The sequence below is a fragment of the Brevibacterium zhoupengii genome, from assembly GCF_021117425.1.
Lineage (GTDB): Bacteria > Actinomycetota > Actinomycetes > Actinomycetales > Brevibacteriaceae > Brevibacterium > Brevibacterium zhoupengii.
The window spans coordinates 3554968-3577690 of the sequence record NZ_CP088298.1 but is presented as its reverse complement, the minus strand read 5'-3'; the positions used below and the strand labels follow the sequence as shown (position 1 = coordinate 3577690).

The following is a 22723-nucleotide window of genomic DNA, read 5'->3' as shown; positions in this document are numbered from 1 at the left end:
GTGTGCCAGATTCCGTTGTTGACGATCAGTTCCCAGAACTCGACGATGTCTACGCCGAGTGGAAACAGCAGGCTGCCCATCTGGGCGGTCGCGACACCATGCTCCATTTCCGGGATTCGCGTGATGGCAGCATCGATCTCTCCGGAGCACATCCCTCTGGGCTAGCCCAGCTTCTGGCAGGTCGTGCCACTCGACTCTCCAGCTTGGTCCGCGACCATGAAGTCCTCGCTGACGCACGACGCCGTGCTAAGTCGATCCGGTCGAAGGCCGAGCAGCTCGGCAACGAGCGCGGAATTCAGGCCGCACACCTGGCGATCGGCTTCGCCTCGTGGACGGAGAAGGACTCCAAGTACAAGTTCAACGCCCCGATCGTGATGCGCCACGTCACGCTCGTTCCCCGTGGCTCCCGAGTCGAGGACTTCGAAATCGTTCTCGGCGACGGGATCATGATCAACCCCGCCTTGGTCCAGCATCTGTCTGAGGTCTACGACCTCGAAGTGCCCGTCGATGAATGGGTTGATGCCACGGGCGGACCACACGGCTTCGATCCGGGGCCAGCCCTCGACCGTCTCCGTGACCTTGCACAGTCCGTGCCTGGTCTGCGCATCAACCACCGCTTCGTGGTGTCGACATTCGCCAATATCGCGAGCCCATTCACCACTGACTACCTGCCCACACAGCATCCGATCCTTCGTGCTCTCGCCGGCGACGAAGAGGTGCGCGGCGCATTGGGCGGCCCGTCCTATACTCCAACCCCACGCCAGCATGGCACTAGCCGGAACTCCGCTGCAGTCTCTGACGAGCGGGGCAGCCGAAGCACGACGACTTCAACTGAGCGTGATCCGGCGACTGTCGACGACGATGATGAGTTCTCACAGCCCACGGTTCCGATCACGGATGGCTCCCTGCCAGGGGGAAGAGCGGACCGCACCGGAACCACGACTGCGGGTGAGGCAACTCGATCGGTCTCTGCGGCTGCGTCACCCGAGGGCACCAAGCCGGACGATACCAAGCGCGCCGAGGCCAAGACAGACGACACCACCTCGTCTGCGGACGTCGCGTCGACCGACACCACCGCATCTGCCGGAACCACACCTGGTGACACCGTGGCGGCCGCGGACTACACGTCTGCCGCCGTTGGGCCCGAGACGAGCCGCAGCGATTCCGAAGAAACACCGTCGGCCTCCGCCGGTGCAGGTGCTGAGAAAACTGCGAACAAAGACACGGCCAGGAAACCTGAGTCTGCATCAGCGCAGGGCAGAGAAGCTGCCTCTGCGGCCACTCACGAGCCTTCAGCTTCCGGACGTGAGGATGTCGCTGAAGCCGAAACTGCGAAGTCCGAACCGAACGTCGGCGCCGACACTGCAGCTGCCGAGAACTCAGGCGCCAAACAGCCGGCCTCTGACACCGCATCCGGCCTGGACAAGGAAGCGCCCGCAGACGCAGACACATCTGACTCCGACGAAGACGAAGTCATTCCGGCCGCGCTCAAGGAACCCGTCACACCGCTTCCGGATCGCAAACCTCAGGAAGAGTTTCTCGTCATCGATGTCGACGGTGATCAGCAGGCCGTCGTCGACGCCGCCGTCTCCGGACAGTCCGTCGTCGTTGACACACCTCCCGGGACCGGAGCGACCCAAGTCGCCGTTGCGGTCGCCACGACATTGGCCCACACCGGCAAGAGCGTCCTCTTCCTGGCACAGACCGCCGATGCTCTCGATGACTTCTCTTCCCGCCTCGGCGAGGTCGGGCTCTCAGAGTTCGCCGTCGACACCCGTCAGGGCACCGGCGCGATCAGGAAACAGCTCGTCGGCCTCATCGGGTCGGCAGAGAAAGCCGAGCGTCCCGACCTGTCCGGCCTGCTCAACGAACTCAACGAGCAGCGCGAGACGCTCAACGAGCATGTGTCCTCACTGCATCGGCGTCGTGAACCCTGGGACGTGTCCGTCTACGAGACGATGCAGCACCTGGCGGAATTGACCTCCGGCGACGATTCTCCTCAAACTCCTGTCCGGCTCGGTGAAGACCTCCTCGGCGCCAGCGATGACCGTCGCAACGCGCTGCGCGGAAAGCTCAGCGAACTGGCATCTCTGGGTGCCTTCACCCTCGACGTTGAGGACACAGTCTGGTTCGGTGCCGACCTCAAATCGGTCGAAGAGGCCGAAGCCGCACGCACCGTTGCCGAACGTCTCGGTCGGACCATTCCCGACCTGGTCAAGTCCGTTGAGCCGGTCCTGTCCAAAGCCAAACTGAACCCGCGCCGCAACCTCAGTGACTGGTCGCGCGCCATCAAGGTGCTGTTGCGGGTGCGCACGACCCTCGACAACTTCGCCCCCGACATCTACGACCACCGTCTCGATGACCTCATTGCAGCAACAGGCAGCTCAGAATACCGTGCCGAGGTCGGCGTGGAGATGGGCATGCTCCAGCGCAAGCGTCAGAAGAAGGCAGCGAACGAGTTCCTGCGTCCCGGTGCTGACGTCTCCGACCTGCATGCGGCGCTGATCGATGTCCGTTCCCAGCGCATCGTGCTCCAGGACCTGGCCGGCCACGACGGTCGCCCACAGATCCCGCGCGGCGTCCTCGAAGCCGATGAGATCCTGCAGACCGTTGAGGCCGACGTTGCCAAGATCGCACCGATCCTCGAGACCACTCCCGACGGCGGCGACCTGGGTCTCATGCTCATCGAAGAGCTGCAGGCACGCACCGAAGCCATGGGACGTGACTCGGAGAATCTCGCCGAACTGCCGGAGCGGTCTCGGCTCCAGCGTGAGCTGACCGACGAAGGCCTGTCTGATCTGCTCACAGACCTGCGCCGTCGCAAGGTCGACACCACGTTGGTCGGCCCTGAGTTCGACCTGGCCTACTGGGCATCGGTACTGCAGCGGATGGCCAGTGAGGATCCACAGGTGGGTCGCCATGACGGTGCTGAACTGCACCAGGTGGCCGAAGGCTTCCGTGAGAACGACCGCGCCTTCGTCGCTGCAGGTGCTGGTCGCCTGCGTTACAACCATGCGCAGGCCTGGAAGCGGGGAATCGACAACGACCCGATCTCCGCTGGTGTCATCAAGCAGGAGCTGCTGTCGCCGCACACCTCGGTGCAGACCATGTCGACGCGGGCCCCCGAACTGCTCACCACTCTGGCACCGGTCTGGATGGCCAGCCCCTACACCGTGCCTGAGCTCTTCTCCGCTCTGCCGCTCTTCGACGCCGTGGTCATCGCCGATGCCGGACGCCTGTCGGTCCCCGACGTGGTCCCGGCCATCACCCGCGCCCGACAGGTCATCTCCCTGGGTGACTCCCGTCTGCTCGGGCCGCGGCCGTTCACCATCGCGGTTGATCGCTGGGGCATGGACGATGGGAATCATCCGAGCTCAGTCCAGGAGCGCCTCGGCGAGTTCCTGCCCCGCATGGAACTGTCGAACTCCTATCGGCAGTCACCGGTCGGACTCATCGATCTGGCGAACCGGCACTTCTACGATTCGACGATCACGACGATGCCGACCGCCCACACAGGCGAGGGCACTGGACTCGAATTCTCCTATGTCGCCGACGGCAGAGGCCCAACGGACATCGGCACCGGTCGTGTCGAGAGTCCAGACGCTGAGGTCAAGCGAGTCGTCGAACTCGTGCTCAGACACGCACGCAACCGATCCCGTGAGTCCTTGGCGGTCGTCGCGCTCACCGCGCATCACGCCCAGCGTGTGGCCACCGCGATCTCTCGAGCTATGAAGGACCTGCCCTACGTGGCAGCATTCTTCAATGATTCGAGCAAGGAACCCTTTGTGGTCACCGATGCCGAGCGCGTTCAGGGAATGTCCCGCGACGCCGTGATCTTCACCTTCGGCTACGGACGGACCGTCCACGGTCGAGTCATCCACGACTTCGGAGCGCTCTCGGGCCCCGACGGGGAACGGATCCTCGCGGCGACGATGACCCGGGCACGCAAGCGCCTGACCGTTGTCTCGAGCATCGAATCCGATGACTTCGAGACGAACCGGCTCACCGGGGGAGCAGTCCTGCTGCCACGGCTGCTCGACGAGGTCGCCGCCGGAGGAATGAGGCAGCCGGGCCCACACGGTGAGATCTACGATCCGCTCTTCAACGACATCGCCGACCGTCTGCTGCAGCTCGGCGTGGTCGCTCACGAACATTACAACGGCATCGATCTGGCCGTGGCGAACTCGACCGAGGACGAACACGGCATGATCATCGCCGTCGCCGGAGACGGGCCCGAATACGCTTCAGTCCGAAGCCTGCGCCAGCGCGATCGCGTCGTGCCCGAACAGTTGGCCCGTCGCGGGTGGAAGTTCATGCGCGTATGGTCCACCGATGCCTTCGTCGATCCACAGACGGAGACTGAGAAGATCTTCGGCGCCTGGAAGTCCACGGTTGAGAAGATGAGCCCGCAGGCCGTTCTCAACGCGGCCCGTGCTGCCTCCGTGGTCGTCGGCCGCACAGGCAGCCGGCCCAAACTGGTGCCGGGTCTGCCCATGCACAAGTACTCGGACTCCAGCCTTGACGCAATGATCGACTGGGTTCAGTCCGATTCCGTCGTCCGCGGTGACGGGGAGATCAAGGATCTGCTCCGCACGGCGTTGGCACAGAAGGGCAACTCCAGTCGCGGTGACTCCCAGTTGCAGGCCGCGGTAGACCGTTACCGTCAACGGCACACGCAGGCCAAACGAGTCACCGGCGCCGAGGTTCTGGTGCCCGAAACTCAGAAGCACAGTCCCATGGAGGACGAGGTCGTGCCCACCTTCGACACGGGAAAGATCCGGGCCGATGAGCTGCGTCAGGCCGGTCTCATCGAAACCGCAAGCAACGAACAGGTGCCCGGGCCCGTCGAACAGGATGCCCTCGGAGACACAGGGCATGCGTCCGCAGACACGGAAAATGCGCTCGGCGACTCGGCGGACAGCCCGCTGGATTCCTCCGAGCCCACCGCAGAAGCGCAGACAGCGCCGGTTCGTGATCATGATGCGGAGAGGATGCGTCCGCGCGCGGCCGATATCGAGCCCCGCGAGGATGACTCACTGCGCGATGAGTGACGACGACCTCGAAGTACCACCCGAGGACGAAGACGAGCACGAAACTGATGAGCAGAAGAAGGCCCGTCTCGAGGCAGCCCTGCGCAAGTACCGGGCGACGCTGCGAAACGAAGCTGAAGCTGATGCCGGAGGTTTCAGCGTCGACTACTACCGATCGCAGAAACCTCCGCACTGGTGATCCTGCGGCATTGGGTACTCATCTCGAGGCGTGCTCACCTCGAGAACTGAGTGGCAAAAGAACCTGAACTGCCGCGCCCGACGATGACGAAGGCCCGCTTCCCTCAAGGGGAAACGGGCCTTCGTGGCGTTCGTGCCGATCAGTGGCGCGGGGGCTCGGTCGATTCGGTGTCGTCGAACGGGCCGGCCGTGCTGGCAGGGCCTTCGCCCGGGCCGCCGACGGTGGTGGCCGCCTGGGTCCGGAGGATTTCGCGGATGTCGCCGAGGAGGTCCTCGGTGGTTGGAGGAACTTCTTCCTCAGGTGCTCCGCGCTTGCGCAGTTCGTTGAGCTTGTTCATCGGGACGATGATGATGAAGTAGACGACGGCGGCGACGATCAGGAAGTTGATCGCTGCCGTGATCACAGCGCCCAGGTCAATGGTCGTCTCCGGGACGCCTTCCTTGATCCGGAAAGCCAGCGCAGGACCTTCTGCGCCGCCGACGGCGGCGATGAGCGGGTTGATGATCTTATCGGAGAAGGCCGTCACGATTCCGGTGAAGGCGCCGCCGATGATGACCGCAGTTGCGAGTTCGACGACATTCCCCTGGAGAATGAAGTCTCTGAATCCTTTAAGCATTAGAGGCACCCTTTCGGCGTATTTATCAACAATAATGCGATGTGAAAATCTTCTATTACCGTTACATGATACACACAGGTAACTCGTCTGCATGCCGAAGACATGCAAGCTATTCTGAGACAGAATATCCTGGTGAATACGGCTCAGTCCCGCGGCGCAGAGTCATTCGGGAGTCATCGGGAAGTCAGCGATTGATGACCAGAGACCCGCCATCGAATCAGCCCGGCAGGATCGCGAAGCTGATCGGCATTCCGGCGAATTCTGCGATCCGTGCTGCATCTTCTGATGACAGTATGACTGAAACAAGCTGCCCTGATTCTGCTGAAATGCCGTCGCCTTTGTCGACCAGTCGGGCTATCGTCACTTCCTTCACGACGATGTCAGATCCCCCATCGGGCAGCGAGCTGAATAGACGGATTCTCTGCCCCGGCTGCAGCAGGCCCGCCGACGCATCGTCGGCCAGACGCACAGGCATCAGGAGATCCGTACTGCCCTCGGGCAGCGCCTGCTGATCAAGAACTGCCGACTGCGTCAGCGGCGAACCCTTGGACAGACCTGCTGAAGTGCGCTTGTGATCGGCGTCTGAGACCGATGTGAAGGCCTTGTCCGGGACGAGCCGTGACGGAAATTCGACGATGGTCAGATCCTGAGCTCGCAGCTGCGATCCCGGCGGCAGATCCCGGTTGGCGACGACGATGGGCGTCCCACCCGGATCAGGGGTGAGCATCCACACCACGAGCGCACATGCACATGCAAAGCAGACAGCAGCGACGATGCGCTGTGGTTTGATCCGTGAGGACGTCGACCAAGTTGAGATGCCAGTTCTGACGCGGTGGATGATTCCCATGCCCAGAGCCTTATTGTGCTCACAATCCTAGGACAAGGGCACGAACCCGGCATGTGGACAGCCGGTCAGTGTCCACAGCGCAGACGCACACGAGTGAACGGAGAGTTCACAGGGAAGCACGGTGAAGTCAGTCCGCAGAGGCGCTGCTGGCTGCCGCGGCACTCTTGGCCGCGGAGCTGGACGTCGACGAGGACGAATCCGATGAACTCGAAGACTCCTTCGACGAACTCGATGACGAATCGGAACTCGATGAGTTCGAAGACGAAGGCACTGTACTCGAATTGCTTGCGCGGGAGTCAGTGGCGTAGAAGCCTGAGCCTTTGAAGCTGATGCCCACCGTGCCGAAGACCTTCTTCAGGCGCCCCTGGCATTCGGGGCAGACTGTGAGCGAGTCATCGCTGAAATCTTGGTGAATATCAAAAGCATGACCACAGCTCTTGCAGGCATAGGAGTAAACGGGCATTCGAGACCTTTCTTCGACGAGAAGATTATAGTCCACTGCCCACGCCCGCGAATAACGCGCGGGGTCAGGTGCCCGCAACTCCGTCGTCCCATCCACAGGTCTGTACGCGTCAGTGACCCAGGGAACTCAAATCAGGCGAGAGTGTGGACACCCTGATCGGTGACGGCTTGGGGGACCTGCAGGTCCCAGGGCTCAATGGTGAGGCCCGGGAGATCGAGCTCGACAGAGAAGCACACGCCGTAGACAGCGACAGGGACCGTGCGTCCACCATCTGTGCGCGTGCCGACTGCCAACGGCTCTTCGCCCTCTGCTCCGACCAACGGCACCTCGCCCTGGGGCCCGAACGTACGGTCGTAGAATCCGCCGCCATTGCCCAGGCGGGCACCACCGGGCCCGAACCCGAGGGCAGGAACGAATATCAGGTCGGGGGCCACCTCGGCGGCCAGGAGGGCTGACGCAGTCAGGGAAGGGGACGGTTCACGGATGCCCCACTTACCGCGAGGTTCGAGGGTGGACATGGAGTCGGTGACGGTGCCGAACATGAGTGCGTGACCGACACTCGTGACCACGGGAAGGTAGACGGTGCCGCCGTGGGCGAGGAACCGGTCGATGGCCGGATCAAGGTCGGGTTCGCCGGCCAGGGCGGCATAGGCGAGCATCGAACAGCCCGTGAGATCGAGGTCCGGGCGCAGGCCCTTGACCACCTGCCACGCAGATTCGGCGACCGGCGAGGCCAGCTCGGCTCCCGACGATTCGGACCCAGCGCCCGACGATTCGGCCTCCGCCGCAGCTCGGGCCGCCCGATCGGAACGTATGCGCTTCCGCAATTGCGCCTTCGAAGTTTCTGCATCCACACGCATAAGCCTAATCGGGGGCACCTTCAATGGTTAAGATGAACGGCATGAGTGATGAATCGCAGCGCACAGTGCGCAAGGCCGTGATCCCCGTGGCTGGCCTGGGTACCCGTTTCCTCCCTGCCACCAAGGCGACTCCCAAGGAGATGTTGCCAGTCGTCGACAAGCCTGCCATTCAGTACGTCGTCGAAGAGGCGGCCGATGCCGGACTGCAGGACCTCCTCATGATCACCGGTCGGAACAAGCGACCCCTGGAAGATCACTTCGACCGGGTCGACGGGCTCGAGGCCGCACTGGCTAAGAAAGGCGATGACAAGAAGCTCGCCGCTGTTCGCCACGCCTCCGAACTCGCCGATATCCACTACGTTCGCCAGGGTGACCCCAAGGGCCTGGGCCACGCCGTGCTCAAAGGCCGCCAACATGTGGGCCAGGAGCCGTTCGCGGTCCTGCTCGGTGACGACCTCATCGATGAACGCAGCCCGATCCTGCCGAAGATGATCGAGGTCGCCGAGAAGACCGGCGGCAGCGTCGTCGCCCTCATGGAAGTCCCACCGGAGGCGATCCACCTCTACGGCTGCGCCGCAGTCGAAGCTACCGATGATGACGAGGTCGTCAAGGTCACCGGCCTGGTCGAGAAGCCCGAGACAGGGGAGGCTCCGTCGAATCTGGCGATCATCGGCCGCTACGTCCTGGCCCCGGAGATCTTCGATGTCCTGGAGACAACCGAACCTGGCCGCGGCAATGAAATCCAGCTCACCGACGCCCTCCAGGTCCTCGCAGAACAAGAGGGCGGAAACGGCGTCTACGGCGTCGTCTTCAAGGGCGCCCGCTACGATACTGGCGACAAGCTCGACTACCTCAAGGCCGTCGTGCAGATCGCCAGCTCTCGTGACGATCTGGGGGCTGACCTCAACAGCTGGCTCAAGGACTACGTGGCGACGCTTCCCTGATGGAACACCCAAGAGCGGAGGCAGCCGTTTGTGGCCAGTCATCCTGACTGATCAGCAGTCCGACATCGTGCTGCGTCCGCTCCACCGGCGCGACGAGAGCCAGTGGCGCGAAGTCCGCAGGCACAACCGTGATTGGCTGCGCCCCTGGGACGCGACGTTGCCGATTCCCGGCCAGCAGCTGCCAGGTTTTCGCACCATGGTCCGCATGTACGACAAGCAGGCCAAGCGGGGGCAGTCCGTGCCCTTGGCGATCGAGGTCGGCGGTGTCTTCCGCGGGCAGCTCACCGTCTCCAGCATCAGCTGGGGGTCCATCCTCAGCGGCCAGATCGGCTACTGGATCGATTCGCGCGTCGCCGGCCGCGGAATCACCCCCATCGCCGTGGCCATGGCCGTCGATCACTGCCTCTTCGCCCTGGGGCTGCACCGCATCGAGATCAATATCCGACCCGAGAACACGCCAAGCCTGCGGGTGGTTGAGAAGCTCGGCTTCCGGGACGAAGGCCTGCGTGAGAAGTACATGCACATCGACGGCAGGTGGTGTGATCACCGCACGTTCGCCCTGGTCGCCGAAGAGGTTCCACAGGGAATCCTCACCGCCTATCGACACAGCCTGAGAAAGTCGTGAACTTGACACCTGTTTGACCGACACACCACCGTCCTTCACGTCGTTGCTGATCCGGGCACTCTAGGGTTGCAGTGTGGACACCAGCATCATCGTCGTTATCGCCATCATCGTGGTCTTCGTCGTTGTCGTGCCCACAATGATCCGCAAATCAGCGACGGAGCTCTCCCGCGTCGAGATCGACACCGTCCCGGATCGGGCACAGGTCGTCGCCGCCGACCCCCAGATCCCCGGCCACGACCACACCGAACGGGCACGAGTCTTCCACTCCTCGACCACCGTCGAAGCGAGCGTTCCCCGACCCGCTATCGCACCGATGACCGAGGCACCGAAGCTCAGCCTCTCCGCCAAGGTCCCAGAATTCGCCGTCATCGACGGACATGCGAACTCGGGTTCGACCACGACAGACTCCACCAGCGCCGAGCTGGACGCGCCCCACCAGCGCGCCACCCTTCCCGTGGCCGTCGGTGAGACCCGCTCCACGTATCTCGACGGTGACAGCCGACACGAGGCCTCCGCCTCGGCGATGGCCGACAATGTTCGGATGCTCCACCCGGCAGTCCACGCCGTGTTCAACCAGTCCCAGCAGGGGGCAGGCGGCCACGGTTCGACGGGACGCGGCAGCGGAAGCAGCAGCGACCTCGGCGGGCATTCCGGGACGGTTCCGATCCGCCCCGGACGCACCAACCCCAGGTCACCGCAGCGCCGCTCCGACGAGGCCGTCTCCACAGGCACAGCAGAGACAGACAAACGAGGTACACAGTTTCCCAATCCGAACTTCGGAGCCGATGAGGACCATTCGATGACTGAGAAAGCAACGACACTGCGCGAGTCGATGAAATCGCTGGGCACGATGACGCGAGGATTCGGCCTGCTCTTCCTCGCCTCTGCCCTCGGCGTTCTGGTGACGAGTGTGCTTGCGATGTTCTCCGTCGTCCACATTGCCCTGGCCGGAGTCTTCCTCGGGCTCGCGATCGTCTCCTTGGCCATCGTGCGCACCCTCAACCTGCGCAGGCGTGAACTCAAGTCCCGCCTCCGGAAGATCGAGGGCCGGACCGCGAAGACCACGACAGCTGCACCACAGACCAACGCCGCACCTCGGACGAAGGCAGCAACTCGAGCCACCACGTCGCCTCAGGCGAAGGCTGCTGCGAAGCCGGCCACCACCTCGGCGACTGCGGGCTCGAAGGCCGCAGGATCCGGGACTGCTGAGGCACGGTCGGCAGGGTCGACCAAAGCGGCCCGGGCGCGCGCCATCATGGAGCGCAACGTGAGCGCGAAGCAGAGCAGGGAAGAAGCCGACACCGGCGAAATCCCGATCGTGCGCATCCGCAACGAAGCCGCAGAGGGCCACACCACCCGGCAGGTGCTGCTCACCGGACCGATCCCCATCGTCGAAGAGGCCTCACCCGAGGGCACAGACGCAGGCGATGAGGAAACAGTCGCAGCCAAGGCCGGTTCTGCCGAGACAGCACCGGCAGCTGAGTCGGCCTCGACGGATAGGGCTGACGGCTCCGCGTCTGCAGCCGCGACCGATACCAACTCAGCAGACAAAGACGACTCCGCAGACAGCGACACGGACACCACCGCCGAGGTTGTGGCGGCCGCGTCGAATGTCGACACCGTCAAGGTCAACGATCCGTTCATGCAGCGACTGCAGGCACGCGGCGCCTGGTCGCCGACACCCTTGCCGATCCCCAGCTACGTGGCCGCCCCAGAGGCTGAGCACCCGGTTCCCGAAGCGAAGGCCGCCGATGCGTCCTCCTACGAGACCGAGGCTCGCAGCCGGGAGGACATCGCCGCTCAGTTCGCCGCCGAACTCGGCTACCGTGCTGAGCTCAGCGACTCCGCCCGCGAGGACAGCCCGCTGGAACACGGCCGCAAGGCGATCCGGACCAACAAGGCTCCCGAGCTGGGCGCCGTCGACGACGTTCTTGCACGCCGCCGCGCCTGAGCAGCGACAACGACCCTTCGCAGGTAACCGCGTATGAAAGATGCGCATGGCATGCATGAGTGCATGACATGCGCATCTTTCATACGCGGAAGTATTCGGAGCCGGTGACCAGACTCAGTCAGTGTCGAAGACGTACCAGCAGATGGAGTTGCGCCGGCGCTGATCGGCAAGCACGAGACGCCGGACCTGATCGGGCAGCTGTGCTCTCTGCCAGTCACGTTCCTTCTGTCCCGCAGTGGGGTCCTCGGGACTCGCGCTGCTGGCGGCCTTGATGGCGTAGGCCGCAGCGCCGAGGTCGTGTTCGGCAACGTGCCCGACGCATGCCGCCTGCCCTGCAGAATAGGCGGCGAACCGTGCCGCCCCTTGCAAGGGGCGGGCAGCACCCATGGAGTGCCCACCGGCGGCGCGTGCCTGCATCATCGGCATTGTGCCTCCCGCCCACGCACGTGTGGCAGCGACCGCGTCGCGAACCCGTGTATCCCCGGGGGCCTCGGATTCGAAGAGATGTATGACGTGCTCGGCGCAGTCGGCTGCCCAGAGGGCAAGCAGCTGGTGATCGTCATCGCTGAGGGTTCCACCCCGTCGCACAGTGACCATGGCCGGGTCGCGAACCTCGGGCAGAATCATGACTGGTTACCGAACGGCGCGAACACCGCAAACGGCGCGAGCCCTGTGAGCACGATGCCCTCAGTCGGCGCGGCCACCGAAGTCCTCCGCAATCGATGCCGCAACGCGCTGCAAGCGGGGTACGAGGTCGTCTTCGACTGAGAGCCCGCGCAGATGAGACGTATGCAGGGAGACATTGAGTGCGGCGAGGGTGTTGCCGCCTCGGCGAATGGGAACCGCGAGGCCGCGGAGGCCGTCATCGAGTTCCTGGGAGACGAGGCACCAGCCCTGCTTGCGGATCCGGTTGAGCTCCTGGCCGAGTTCGGCGGCCGATGACACGGTGTGATCGGTGAACGGCGAGATCTCGACGCGGGCGAGGAACTGCTCCTGGAAGGCCTCGGGCAGCTCGGCGATGAGCATCCTTCCCATGGACGTGGCCCAGGCGGGGAGCCTGTTTCCCAGATTGACGGTGACCGCATGAAGCCGCGGCGCCGCGGCCCGGGCGATGTAGACGACGTCGTCGGCGTCGAGGATGCTCAGCGTCGCGGATTCGTCGAGGTCATGAGCCAGGTCGTTGAGGTGCGGTTGGGCGACCTTGGGCAGATCGAGGCCAGCGAGGAATCCCGCTCCGACGTCGAGAACACGGGGAGTGAGTGCGAAGTGCGAGCCCTCCGTCGACAGGTAGCCGAGGTCGACGAGGGTCAGGAGGAAGCGCCGGGCCGCGGCCCGGGTCAGCTGGGTGGCGGCGGCCACCTCGGTGACGGTGCGATAGGGGGTCTCGGCGGTGAAGGCGAGGAGGACGGCCAGGGTCTTCTCCGCGGACTTCACATAGTGGGGGCCGGGCGACGGCTCTTCGGCGGGACTCATCTCTGACTTCACCTCTCCAGGGTATCGGTCGCAGTCACGTGCGACCTCCACAGATGACGACAGCGACGCCTCAGACAGCGGCCGAGCGACCACAACGATGTGCGCATAGTGCACATATGTACGATAAGCGTACATCATGATAATGTGATCTGCGTTAACCCGAACCGACAGCACCGCCGACGACCGACAGCTCCACCATTCAAAGGAGAATGCCATGTCCACAGGACAGCCCCAGACGACAGTAAGCCCCGAGGCAATGAAACGCGCCCGCCGGGCAGCCGCAGGATCATTCGTCGGAGCCGTGGTCGAGTGGTACGACTTCCTGCTCTACGGAATCATTGCCGCTCTGGTCTTCGGTGAACTCTTCTTCCCCGGCTACAGCGCTCACGCGGGTACCTTGGCCGCATTCGCCACATTCGGAGTCGGCTTCATCTTCCGGCCCTTGGGCGGAATCATCTTCGGACACTTCGGTGACAAGCTCGGACGCAAGGCCATGCTCATATGGACCATGACGATCATGGGCGTCGCCACCGCTGTCATCGGCATCCTTCCCACCTACGAAACGATCGGCTGGTGGGCTCCGGCCCTGCTTGTCCTCCTGCGCTGCATTCAGGGAGTCGCCGTGGGCGGCGAATGGGGCGGTGCTGCACTGATGGCCGTCGAAAGCGCCCCTTCGAAGCTCAAGGCATTCTTCTCCAGCGGCGTCCAGATCGGATACTCCGTGGGTCTTCTGCTGGCCACCGGACTCGTGGCCCTTCTGAGTGGGAACTTCTCACAGGAGGCCTTCCTCGCCTGGGGCTGGCGAATCCCATTCATCTTCAGCGCCGTCCTCGTCCTCGTCGGACTGTGGATCCGCTCGGGAGTCGAAGAGTCAGAGGAATACCTCGAACGCGTCAAGAACGCCAAGGAGGACAAGGTCGCGAAGCTACCGATCCTCGAAGCCTTCAAGCGCTACCCGGCACAGATCTTCCAGATCATCGGCATGCGGTTCATCGAGCTGCTGACGATGTACATCGTGACGACCTTCGCCCTGGCCTACTCCACCGACGAACTCGGCTTCGATCGCCAGATCATGCTCAACATCACCCTCCTCGTCGGCGGGCTCGGCATCATCACGATCCCCATGTTCGCCTACCTCTCCGACCGGTTCGGGCGACTGCGCGTCTACCTCACAGGCGGAATCGTCGGCCTCGTGTGCGCAATCCCGTTCTTCTTCGCACTTGAGAGCGGCAATATCGTCGCCATCGTCATCTTCGCGGTGCTGCTGATCAACATCGCCCACGATGCCGTCGTCAGCGTGCAGCAGCCACTGTTCGCCGAGATGTTCAGCCCCGAATTCCGCTACAGCGGCGCCGGCGTCGGATACCAGCTGGCCAGCGCCATCGCCGGCGGCTTCACCCCGTTCATCGCCACCTTCCTCGTCGGAGTCGGAGGAGGCTCCTGGTACCTCGTCGCCGCCTACCTGGCCGGCGGATGCCTCATCTCGATCGCCATCGCGGTGTACCTCGTCCACCAGTGGCGCGTGGAACGCGATGCCGAGCGCGCGGTGACGAGCACCAAGATGGGCGCCCAGCTCTGATGCGCTCGGCGGAGATCACAGCACCCGGCCGCGTCGAGGTCGTCGACTGCAGCCTGCCGCAGGGCCCGGTCGGCAGGGGCGATCTCCGCATCCGCATGCTCGCCGTCGGCATCTGCGGGACCGATCAGACCCTGGCCGCCGGCCGACGCACGCCGCCGAAGCTTCCGTGGCGACTGGGTCACGAAGGTATCGGTGAAGTCGCCGAGGTGGGCCCCGGTGCCTGCGGATTCGCCGTCGGTGACCGGGTGGCCCTCGAGCCGAACATCACCTGCGGCCGGTGCGAATACTGCCGGCGCGGCATGACCTCCGCCTGCACCTCGCGATTGAGCGCAGGAGTCCTGACTCAGCCCGGCTTCCTCGCCGAGGTGGTCGACCATCCCAGCGAGTTCTGCCACCGACTCGATGCCCATATGAGTCTCGAGCGTGCGGTGTGCGCGGAGCCGTTGGCTGTCGCTGCTTCGGCGATTCGCCGCACGGGCCTCGAAGGGTCGGAAACCGTGCTCGTGCTCGGGGCCGGTGCCCAGGGGCTGCTGTCGATTCTCACCCTGGTGGCGCACGGACATCACCCGTATGTCAGCGAACCCAGCGAAGAGCGTCGCCAGTTGGCGGTTGAACTCGGTGCGCAGATCTTCACCCCGGGGCAGAGCCCCGCGGCCGAGGTCGTCATCGACGCGGCCGGAGTGCCGGAGGCACTCGGCGCCGTCGTCGACCATCTGGCTCCATTCGCAGCGGTGACCCTGGTGGGGGAGGACCACCACCACCTCGGCGCCTCCAGCTTCAGCATTGTGCAGCGCCAGCTGCGCATCAAGGGCTCATTCATCTACGAACACCCGCAGGACATGGCCGCGGCCGTGCACCTCCTTGAGGAGATGCCCACGGAGGCGATCATGGGCCCGGCGATGGCACTCGACGAGGTGCCCGCGGTCTTCACCGCCGGCACCCGATCGCGGGCGGGCGTCAAACAGTGGGTCGACATGCGGCTGTGAGCCGCCGGCGGCCCCGGTCGACGAGGTTGCCTCAGGCGCGGGGCAGGGCCACGTACTTGACCTCGAGGAACTCCTCGATGCCCACGCGACCACCCTCGCGCCCCAGCCCGGACTTCTTCACACCGCCGAAGGGCGCGGCGGGATTGGAGACCAGGCCGGTGTTGAGGCCGACCATGCCGACCTGCATCTTGTCGGCCAGGTTCAGCGCCCGCTCGACGTTCTCACTGAACAGGTAGCCGGCCAGACCGAACTCGGTCTCATTGGCCAAGGCGATGCCCTCTTCGTCGGTGTCGAAGGTGACGATGGGGGCCACAGGCCCGAAGATCTCGGTGGTGCGGATCTCGGAGTCCAGCGGCACATCGGTCATGACGGTCGGGGAGTAGAAGAAGCCCTTGCCCTCGATCTTCGACCCGCCGGTGAGGACCTTCGCACCCTTGGCCACAGCATCGTCGACGAGGCTGGCGACCTTGTCCAGGGAATCCTGATCGACCAGTGGGCCCACCTCGGTGCCGTCGTCGAGGCCGTTTCCGACGGTCATCGATCCGATGCGTTCGGTCAGCTTCGTCGAGAACTCCTCGGCGATCGAGGAATGGACGAACAGACGGTTCGCTGAGGTGCAGGCTTCGCCGCCGTTGCGCATCTTCGCCTGGACCGCACCGGTGACGGCCTTGTCGATGTCGGCATCATCGCAGACGACGAACGGGGCATTGCCGCCGAGCTCCATCGACGTCTTCATGACATTGTCGGCAGCCTGCTTGAGCAGACCGATGCCCACCTCGGTGGAGCCGGTGAAGGTGACCTTGCGGGCGATTCCCGATTTCATCCACGGGGTGACCACGCGGCGGGCGGACTCCGAAGTGACGACGTTGAGCACACCGGCGGGCAGGCCGGCTTCGATGAGTACGTCGACGAGCATGAGCGAAGTCAGCGGCGTCAGCTTCGCAGGCTTGAACACCATGGTGCAGCCGGCGGCGATGGCGGGACCGATCTTGCGGGTGCCCATGGCCAGCGGGAAGTTCCAGGGGGTGATGAGGATGCAGGGCCCGACCGGTTCGCGAGAGACCATGACGCGGGTCTTGCCGTCGGTGGACTGGGTGTATTCGCCGCCCACGCGCACGGCCTCCTCGGAGAACCAGCGGAAGAATTCGGCACCGTAGGTGACCTCACCCTTGGACTCGGCGAAGGGCTTGCCCATCTCGGCGGTCATGACCGCAGCGATGTCATCGGCACGGTCGATGAGGAGTTCGAACGCGCGGCGCAGAATCTCGGCCCGTTCGCGCGGTGGGGTGGCGGCCCAGGACTCCTGGGTGTCACCGGCGACCTTGATGGCTTCGGCGGCATCGGCGGCGGTTCCATCGGCGACCGTGGTGATGAGATCACCGGTCGCGGGGTTCACGACGTCGATGGTCTTCCCACCCTCGGCCTCACGCCACTGGCCATTGATGAACAGTCCGGTGTTGAGCTTGTCGATGATCGGGGAGATGTCCACGACAGGTCCTCCTTTGGTTGTCGTTCGGCTATCGAAAAGATATGACTGCGGGGTGGCCGACGGGCACGGCAGAGAGCAGCCTGCACACAGTGTAGTGGTGATAACCGCTGTAAGTCATTCGAATTTCGTTGCCTGAGGTGCGGAATTCTGCGAGCTTCGTGGCATGGCGGACAGGGAAGCATGGACGAGCGCGCTGGTCGTGATGAGAAGTCTGTTGTGCATCGTGATTCCGCGCATCACCTCGATGCAGATGCGATCTCTGCTCAGATCATCGGTGATCGGGCGGGTGTTCCTGCTGGCGACCTCGGCCAGAGAACGGATATGGCGACGAATCGTATCCGGTCCCACGTGGTATCCCGAGGCGCTGAGCTCATCGAGAACGCCGGCCATTGAGGCCACTGCGGTCGTTGAGATGTCCGGCCATCCCAGTTCGTGAAGAACCCCACGAATATCGTTCTCGACGGATGAGGATGAGGATGAGGATTCGGAGTGGGGAGGTGATTCAGAGTCGTCCGGCTGTGAAGTCGAGTGGGCTGTCGGTGACGCCGGGTCAGCGGACTTCAGGACATTGCTCGCCTCCAGAGCCAGCCTCTGACAGAGGCCCATCAGTTCGATGTTCTCCAAGGACTCGTCGTCGATGGCCCGCGTCAGTGCGGCGATGGACTCGATCGGGGATCCGAGCTCTCGTCGCAGCCAGGTGATGAGGGCAAGGCGATCAAGATGGGCTTGGGAGTAGACAGCGGTGGTCGCATTCCGCTTCCGGCCAGGGGGCAGGATGCCGACGTGGATGTAGTACTTGATGCTGGCGGTCGAGACCCCGGATTCTGCGGCCAGAGCACTGAGTTTCATGCGAATCCCCACATCCTCAATCGGGCCGGAAGGCCAGTGGTTAGGCGGCTCGATTGGATAGCAGATCCGGCTCCGCTATCTACGTTGCCGCCCTTGGTTAGTGGAACTATCTTAAGTCTATGACAACGATGTTCATAGCAATCCACGCACTGGCCGCCTCGGGTGTTGTGCTGCTGGCACCGGTTCAGCTCATCCGGCGAGCCAAGGACCGCAAACACAGATGGATCGGGCGGTCATGGGTCATACTCATGTACTTCGTATGTGTGAGCGGCATGTTCATCTACACTCTCAGCGGAAGCTTCACGGTCTTCCATGCGCTCGCGATCTTCACGTTCGCAACCACAACCATCGGCGTCATCTCGATTCGCATCGGCAAGATCCGCCGGCACGTGTCGATGATGGTCGGATCATGGCTCGGGGCGCTGGCGGCGGGCACCTTCGCCGCGATCATCCCCAGTCGCGACATTCCGCAGCTGGCGGTGGCCGAACCCGGTCTGCTGTGGGGCGCCGTCGCCCTCGTGGTCATCGCCGCGACGCTCTGGGTGGGCTACGTCCTCAGGTTCGTGCCTGCTCAGGCCCGCATCTCGTCGAACTCGGGGTTCTTGCGGAAGAAGTCCATGACATAGGAGCAGGTCGTACGGAAGGTCAGACCCGCCTCGGCGCTGGTCTCCAGGGCAAAGCGCACCAGATGTGCGGCGATGCCACGACCACCATAGGCGGGGGACACCTCGGTGTGGGTGAAGGTGCGCACCGCGGATTCGGATGTGTCATCCGGGCTGGCCACGCGGTCGATGTAGTCGACGTGACCGATGGGCTTGCCGTCGTGGCTCACCGTGAAGCGGTCAGCCGCAGCGTCGTGGGCGAAGGTATACGTCTCATCCGAGATCACGAGATCCATGAACGCTCCTCAAGGGCGAAAATGCCGGCCAGCGCATACCAGCAGGCGAATGTGTCAGTCCTGATACGTGAAACTATAGTTGCGTTCGCGGCCGAGCGACTAACCTGTTGAGCAACCCGTTCTTTCGGCCGTTCCCGGCGACGGTCAGACATCCTCAAGGAGCCGACCTATGTCCACTCACGCCCCTGCCACCATGGTCGATGCTCACACACTGATCCTGAATGAAACAGGCTTCGACGTCAGCGAACTCGGCGTTGACGATATCGACGACTATGTCGCACTGGTCGCCTCCGCCTACCGCGGCGAACCCTCGAAGCAGGGTTGGACGACCGAGGCTGATCTGCTCAGCGGTCAGCGACTGAACGCCGATATGGCCCGCGAAATGCTCGCCGAAACCGATTCCTCGATGCTCTTGGTGCGCTCTGCGGAGGGCCTGGCCGTCGGCAGCGTCTACCTGCGCGAACCTGTTGACGGAACCGCCTACCTCGGCGTGCTCGCGGTGTCCCCAGAGGGGCAGGGCCAAGGAGTGGGATCGGCCCTGATGAACCTCGCCGAGGCATGGGTGGCCGAACGCTGGAACGCTCGTTCGCTGCGGATGAGCGTCATCAACAAGCGTGCCGAACTCATCGCCTACTATGAGCGCCGGGGCTACGAGCGCACAGGCGAGATCGAACCCTTCCCCTATGGTGACGACCGGTTCGGGGTGCCGTTGGTCGATGACCTCGAGTTCGTCATCCTGGTCAAGGAGCTGCGCTGATGTGACGAGAGCTCTGTGGTCCGGGCGCCCCAATGGGCCCGGACCACAGGTCCCTCAGAAGAACATGGCCGGGACGACGAGCCCGCCGACGAGGACGATGGGTCCGATGATGACCATCGACATGCCGAACTTCACGAGGATGCGAGTGAGCCTGGCCTTGTGATCCTGCGGGACAGTGGCCACGACCGTGGCACCCAGTGTCGAGAACGGTGAGACGTCGACGACGGCCGAGCACACGCCGAGTGCCGCAATGAGCGCCCAGCCGGGGACTCCGCCGGCGGCGATGAGAGGCAGCGCCAAGGGCACGAGTGCCGCGAGGATGCCTGTCGTCGAGGCGAAGGCGGAGACGAGTCCGCCCACGATGCACAGAACGAAGGCCGCGATGAGCGGCGAACCGATCGCCTCCGCACCCTCGCCGAGGAGGTCGACGGCGCCCATGTTCTGCAGTACGCCGACGAACGTGATGATGCCGCCGACGAGCAGAACCGTCGACCAGTCGATCTTGGGCAGTGCAGCCTTGCCGGTCTTGGGATCGGCGAGCGAGAGAATCGCACCGAAGAGGAAGCAGAGCAGGCCGATGTCGGGTTCCTTGCCGAACGCGGCCAGAACGACGACCGAACCGATGAGGCCGACCATAAGGACCACTGTGAGGATCTGCACGAACGAGAAGGGCCCCGACTCGGCACTCTCCGAGGAGCTCGAGGAGTCGAACAGGGCTTCGTCCTCGTCGTCTTCACCGAAGGCCACCTTCGTCGCCGAGGCGGATCCGCGGGAGATCGTCGAACCGGCGCCTTCGTCGGTGGTTCCGAACTCGTTCGTTCCGGTGGCGTGTGCCCCGGAGTGCACTGATCCTGCAGCGGCCATGGCGGACTTCCGTCCGAAGAGCTGACGACCGAACATGAAATAGGCGACGGTGAGCATCACGAGGTAGACGACGACCGCGATGCCGAAGAGCAGGAAGGGAGAGAGATCGATTCCCGCATCATGGGCGGTGCTGTAGGTGACGATGCCGTAGAGGCTGGTCGGGGCGAACCCACCGGCGCCGATGGCGAAGCAGATCGCCAGACCCATCAGAGCGAAGTCGACTCCGTACTTGCGGGCCACCTGCATGCCGACCGGCATCATGACGAGACCGGCCAGAGGCGCACCCATGGAGGCAATGCCCGCTGTGATGACGAAGAAGACGATAGGCAGGAGGACGGCAGAGGATCCGACCTTCTCCAGTGCCCAGTCGATGATCTTGTCGACGGTTCCGTTCTCCTGCGCAATGGCGAAGAAGTAGGTGACCCCGGCCAGCAGGATCATGATGGACAGCGGGAACTCCGCAATGATGTCGTCGACGGTCATATCTGTCAGGAACAGGCCGGTTCCGGCGGCGCCGACGAGCATGAGTACGCCGATCTGCACGCCCCGGATCGCGCCGATCGCGAACAGGGCGACGAAGATCAACAACGCAATGATTTGTACGAGCATAGGATCCCCAATGAGGCTGAAATATCGCTGAGCGAAACTGGTTGATTCGCTGAGTGACACTACCATCCCAGTACCGGCAGGAACGGTTGCCGCGAGCCATTTGGTCGGTATTTCCCAGATATCGGCACTTGAGGGTGCTCATCTGGGCCCGGCGAGTTGGGGATCGGCCCAGCGGCTCGCAGTTCAGCCCATCACATTGCCGCTTGTTCCTGCCGGTGTGCGCAGGCGGGAGAAGGCGCCCAGGTCCAACTCTTCGTCGGTGTATGTGAGTGAAATGCGGACCGGATCACTGTCGTGGTCGTGGCCGGCTTCGACAGCGTCGATGAGGCCTGCCATGAGTTCGCCGACCATCGGTGCGTTCTTGAACTGATTGCCGCTGGTGCCGACAGCCTGATAGAAGCCATCTGCCTCTGACCGATCATAGATCGGCGTCCAGTCCGCGGCGACGTCGTAGACGCCGACGACTCCGCGCGCTCGGTTCGGTATCGTGATGTCGTTGAATCGTTTGGCCGCGCGCAGCGACTGCGTCTCAAACTGCTCGGGGCGAACACTCATGGATACCTCGTCGGGATCATCCACCCATTCGAGTTCGTCGCACTCGGGTTCTGAGCCTCCGATGAGCAGCTGCCCTCCCACCTCGGCGCGCATATAGGTGCCGATGCCGGCGTCGAGGAGTGCAGGGATGCGGGAGCCGTCGGCGCGGATGACAGTCGATTCCGCCGGCAGAGTGTGGACCTCCTGGCGCAGCGGAGTCAGTGAGACCCCATGGTCCGATCCGATGCCGGCGAGCTCGTTGAGTCTCGAGGACCAAGGGCCTGCCGCATTCACCACGACAGAGGCGTCGAGGACCCTGCCGTCGGCAAGCTCGACGCTCCAAGCGGTGCGCCCCTCAGTAGAGTCGCCGCCTGCTCTGGGCGCGCCTTCGGTCACGTCTTCGGGTGCGCCTCCTTCGCTAGCCATACCTTCAACGTTCTGCTGTGGGTCGAGGAGGTGGTGGTCTAAGGCGATGACTTCGGCGTTGTAGAGGAACTGTGCGCCGTGTCGTTGGGCGGCGCGGACGAAGTTCTCCGTGGCCAGGACCGGATCAGAGATGTACCCGCCGTCGGGTGTGTACAGGGCACTCGCCTCCTCCTCGCTGTCATCGAGGAACGCCGGATCATCGGGACGCACGGGTGGGTAGTGGTTCGAGACGTCGATGCCGGGCAGCTCCCGCGAGAGGTCGACTGCATCCCACTCGGTGTAGGGGATGGAGAGATCGTCGAAGTCGGAGCGGAGGGTGGGCGGAAGCAGTCCGGGAATGTCGATGACGGCCATGCCGGTGCGAATGAAGTCCGCCACTGGTTCCGCTTCCGGCGCCTGGAGGTGGTCTCGCAGGTTCTCCCACAGATGCTTGGACTCCCAGGCCAGGGCGATGGAGTCTCGCAGCGAATAGGTGAAGCGAACGATCGCACTCGTCGCCCCGGTCGATCCCTGGGCCGGTCCCGATTTCTTGTCGACGACGGTGACTGTGTATCCGCGTCTGGCCAGCGAGTAGGCGATCGAAGCCCCCATCACGCCGCTGCCGATGACTATTGCGTTTGCGCTCATTGCTGCATCCTTCGCTCACCGTGGCGTCGCTCGTGTTCTTGCCCCGGTTCGGGATCGTCTCCCGAGCCGACTTCAGGATCATCGTATCGAGATCGGG

20 protein-coding genes and 1 pseudogene are annotated in these 22723 nt (G+C 63.8%); 10 read left to right on the top strand and 11 right to left on the bottom strand.

The window, feature by feature from the left end; genetic code table 11:
* The first annotated feature begins 2 nt into the window (after positions 1-2).
* Together LQ788_RS16260 and LQ788_RS16255 are read left to right on the top strand one after the other, a co-directional pair.
* Positions 3-5051 carry a DUF4011 domain-containing protein gene (locus tag LQ788_RS16260; RefSeq protein ID WP_231442771.1) on the top strand — a complete coding sequence of 1683 codons (5049 nt, stop codon included), beginning with the start codon at positions 3-5 and terminating at the stop codon, positions 5049-5051.
* Complete coding sequence (locus LQ788_RS16255; protein ID WP_231442769.1) at positions 5044-5229, top strand: hypothetical protein; 186 nt, start codon at positions 5044-5046, stop codon at positions 5227-5229. Before LQ788_RS16260 ends, LQ788_RS16255 begins: the two co-directional genes overlap by 8 nt.
* Positions 5230-5368: 139 nt before the next feature.
* On the opposite strand, the gene mscL is transcribed toward LQ788_RS16255, so the two are convergent.
* On the bottom strand, positions 5369-5845 hold the full coding sequence (gene mscL / locus LQ788_RS16250; protein ID WP_231442767.1) for a large conductance mechanosensitive channel protein MscL: 477 nt from the start codon (positions 5843-5845) through the stop codon (positions 5369-5371).
* A gap of 217 nt (positions 5846-6062) precedes the next feature.
* Positions 6063-6692: an SAF domain-containing protein gene (locus LQ788_RS16245; protein ID WP_231442765.1), complete on the bottom strand. Its 630-nt coding sequence runs from the start codon at positions 6690-6692 to the stop codon at positions 6063-6065.
* 164 nt (positions 6693-6856) lie between these two features.
* Between LQ788_RS16245 and LQ788_RS19975 the strand changes: the two genes are divergently transcribed.
* Positions 6857-7000 (top strand): hypothetical protein, encoded by a 144-nt coding sequence (locus tag LQ788_RS19975; protein WP_394801345.1) that lies wholly within the window; start codon positions 6857-6859, stop codon positions 6998-7000.
* 14 nt (positions 7001-7014) lie between these two features.
* On the opposite strand, the pseudogene LQ788_RS19970 reads toward LQ788_RS19975, so the two are convergent.
* Together LQ788_RS19970 and LQ788_RS16235 are read right to left on the bottom strand one after the other, a co-directional pair.
* Positions 7015-7155, bottom strand: a pseudogene (locus LQ788_RS19970) (FmdB family zinc ribbon protein); the annotation flags it as partial.
* A 131-nt stretch (positions 7156-7286) separates the two neighbouring features.
* Complete coding sequence (locus LQ788_RS16235; protein WP_231442760.1) at positions 7287-8015, bottom strand: 5-formyltetrahydrofolate cyclo-ligase; 729 nt, start codon at positions 8013-8015, stop codon at positions 7287-7289.
* Positions 8016-8056: 41 nt separating this feature from the next.
* On the opposite strand from LQ788_RS16235, the gene galU reads away from it, so the two are divergent.
* The 3 genes from galU to LQ788_RS16220 all read left to right on the top strand — a co-directional run bounded on the left by galU (position 8057) and on the right by LQ788_RS16220 (position 11535).
* Positions 8057-8959 carry a UTP--glucose-1-phosphate uridylyltransferase GalU gene (gene galU, locus LQ788_RS16230; RefSeq protein WP_231442759.1) on the top strand — a complete coding sequence of 301 codons (903 nt, stop codon included), beginning with the start codon at positions 8057-8059 and terminating at the stop codon, positions 8957-8959.
* A 28-nt stretch (positions 8960-8987) separates the two neighbouring features.
* A complete protein-coding gene (locus LQ788_RS16225) occupies positions 8988-9584 on the top strand; it encodes a GNAT family N-acetyltransferase (protein WP_231442757.1) in 597 nt (198 codons plus the stop codon).
* A gap of 73 nt (positions 9585-9657) precedes the next feature.
* Positions 9658-11535: a hypothetical protein gene (locus LQ788_RS16220; RefSeq protein ID WP_231442755.1), complete on the top strand. Its 1878-nt coding sequence runs from the start codon at positions 9658-9660 to the stop codon at positions 11533-11535.
* Between the two features lie 114 nt (positions 11536-11649).
* Here the strand turns inward: LQ788_RS16220 and LQ788_RS16215 are convergent, their stop codons facing one another.
* Positions 11650-12162 (bottom strand): putative immunity protein, encoded by a 513-nt coding sequence (locus LQ788_RS16215; protein WP_231442753.1) that lies wholly within the window; start codon positions 12160-12162, stop codon positions 11650-11652.
* A 60-nt stretch (positions 12163-12222) separates the two neighbouring features.
* Positions 12223-13020, bottom strand: a complete 798-nt coding sequence (locus LQ788_RS16210; RefSeq protein WP_231442751.1) for an IclR family transcriptional regulator domain-containing protein — start codon at positions 13018-13020, stop codon at positions 12223-12225.
* Positions 13021-13222: 202 nt separating this feature from the next.
* On the opposite strand from LQ788_RS16210, the gene shiA reads away from it, so the two are divergent.
* Together shiA and LQ788_RS16200 are read left to right on the top strand one after the other, a co-directional pair.
* The gene (shiA, locus tag LQ788_RS16205; protein ID WP_231442749.1) at positions 13223-14587 is read left to right on the top strand and encodes a shikimate transporter; all 1365 of its coding nucleotides are present in this window, start codon (positions 13223-13225) and stop codon (positions 14585-14587) included.
* Positions 14587-15573 (top strand): zinc-dependent alcohol dehydrogenase, encoded by a 987-nt coding sequence (locus LQ788_RS16200; RefSeq protein WP_231442747.1) that lies wholly within the window; start codon positions 14587-14589, stop codon positions 15571-15573. The genes shiA and LQ788_RS16200 overlap by 1 nt, the downstream gene beginning before the upstream one ends.
* Positions 15574-15604: 31 nt before the next feature.
* Here LQ788_RS16200 and LQ788_RS16195 read toward each other — a convergent pair whose 3' ends face one another.
* Together LQ788_RS16195 and LQ788_RS16190 are read right to left on the bottom strand one after the other, a co-directional pair.
* Positions 15605-17062, bottom strand: coding sequence for an NAD-dependent succinate-semialdehyde dehydrogenase (locus tag LQ788_RS16195; protein ID WP_231442745.1), 1458 nt, complete (start codon positions 17060-17062; stop codon positions 15605-15607).
* A 114-nt stretch (positions 17063-17176) separates the two neighbouring features.
* Positions 17177-17911, bottom strand: a complete 735-nt coding sequence (locus LQ788_RS16190; protein ID WP_231442743.1) for a MerR family transcriptional regulator — start codon at positions 17909-17911, stop codon at positions 17177-17179.
* A 119-nt stretch (positions 17912-18030) separates the two neighbouring features.
* On the opposite strand from LQ788_RS16190, the gene LQ788_RS16185 reads away from it, so the two are divergent.
* Positions 18031-18537, top strand: coding sequence for a DUF2306 domain-containing protein (locus LQ788_RS16185; protein ID WP_231442741.1), 507 nt, complete (start codon positions 18031-18033; stop codon positions 18535-18537).
* Here the strand turns inward: LQ788_RS16185 and LQ788_RS16180 are convergent.
* A complete protein-coding gene (locus LQ788_RS16180; protein ID WP_231442739.1) occupies positions 18483-18809 on the bottom strand; it encodes a GNAT family N-acetyltransferase in 327 nt (108 codons plus the stop codon). The two genes, LQ788_RS16185 and LQ788_RS16180, sit on opposite strands and share 55 nt — an antisense overlap.
* Before the next feature lie 169 nt (positions 18810-18978).
* Between LQ788_RS16180 and LQ788_RS16175 the strand changes: the two genes are divergently transcribed.
* Complete coding sequence (locus LQ788_RS16175; protein ID WP_231442737.1) at positions 18979-19566, top strand: GNAT family N-acetyltransferase; 588 nt, start codon at positions 18979-18981, stop codon at positions 19564-19566.
* Positions 19567-19620: 54 nt separating this feature from the next.
* On the opposite strand, the gene LQ788_RS16170 is transcribed toward LQ788_RS16175, so the two are convergent.
* Both LQ788_RS16170 and LQ788_RS16165 read right to left on the bottom strand, forming a co-directional pair.
* The gene (locus LQ788_RS16170; RefSeq protein WP_231442735.1) at positions 19621-21039 is read right to left on the bottom strand and encodes an SLC13 family permease; all 1419 of its coding nucleotides are present in this window, start codon (positions 21037-21039) and stop codon (positions 19621-19623) included.
* A gap of 183 nt (positions 21040-21222) precedes the next feature.
* Entirely contained in the window at positions 21223-22626 is a 1404-nt protein-coding gene (locus LQ788_RS16165; protein WP_231442733.1) for an NAD(P)/FAD-dependent oxidoreductase, read from the bottom strand.
* Positions 22627-22723: the final 97 nt, after the last annotated feature.

What these genes read in the sequence shown, in the direction of transcription:
- LQ788_RS16185 (WP_231442741.1), top strand. Translation starts at nt 18,031, where the DNA reads ATGACAACGATGTTCATAGCAATCCACGCACTGGCCGCCTCGGGTGTT.
- LQ788_RS16200 (WP_231442747.1), top strand. Translation starts at nt 14,587, where the DNA reads ATGCGCTCGGCGGAGATCACAGCACCCGGCCGCGTCGAGGTCGTCGAC.
- LQ788_RS16215 (WP_231442753.1), bottom strand. Translation starts at nt 12,162, where the DNA reads ATGATTCTGCCCGAGGTTCGCGACCCGGCCATGGTCACTGTGCGACGG.
- LQ788_RS16245 (WP_231442765.1), bottom strand. Translation starts at nt 6,692, where the DNA reads ATGGGAATCATCCACCGCGTCAGAACTGGCATCTCAACTTGGTCGACG.
- mscL (WP_231442767.1), bottom strand. Translation starts at nt 5,845, where the DNA reads ATGCTTAAAGGATTCAGAGACTTCATTCTCCAGGGGAATGTCGTCGAA.
- LQ788_RS16175 (WP_231442737.1), top strand. Translation starts at nt 18,979, where the DNA reads ATGTCCACTCACGCCCCTGCCACCATGGTCGATGCTCACACACTGATC.
- LQ788_RS16190 (WP_231442743.1), bottom strand. Translation starts at nt 17,911, where the DNA reads ATGAAACTCAGTGCTCTGGCCGCAGAATCCGGGGTCTCGACCGCCAGC.
- LQ788_RS16255 (WP_231442769.1), top strand. Translation starts at nt 5,044, where the DNA reads ATGAGTGACGACGACCTCGAAGTACCACCCGAGGACGAAGACGAGCAC.
- LQ788_RS16170 (WP_231442735.1), bottom strand. Translation starts at nt 21,039, where the DNA reads ATGCTCGTACAAATCATTGCGTTGTTGATCTTCGTCGCCCTGTTCGCG.
- LQ788_RS16235 (WP_231442760.1), bottom strand. Translation starts at nt 8,015, where the DNA reads ATGCGTGTGGATGCAGAAACTTCGAAGGCGCAATTGCGGAAGCGCATA.
- galU (WP_231442759.1), top strand. Translation starts at nt 8,057, where the DNA reads ATGAGTGATGAATCGCAGCGCACAGTGCGCAAGGCCGTGATCCCCGTG.
- shiA (WP_231442749.1), top strand. Translation starts at nt 13,223, where the DNA reads ATGTCCACAGGACAGCCCCAGACGACAGTAAGCCCCGAGGCAATGAAA.
- LQ788_RS16180 (WP_231442739.1), bottom strand. Translation starts at nt 18,809, where the DNA reads ATGGATCTCGTGATCTCGGATGAGACGTATACCTTCGCCCACGACGCT.
- LQ788_RS16165 (WP_231442733.1), bottom strand. Translation starts at nt 22,626, where the DNA reads ATGAGCGCAAACGCAATAGTCATCGGCAGCGGCGTGATGGGGGCTTCG.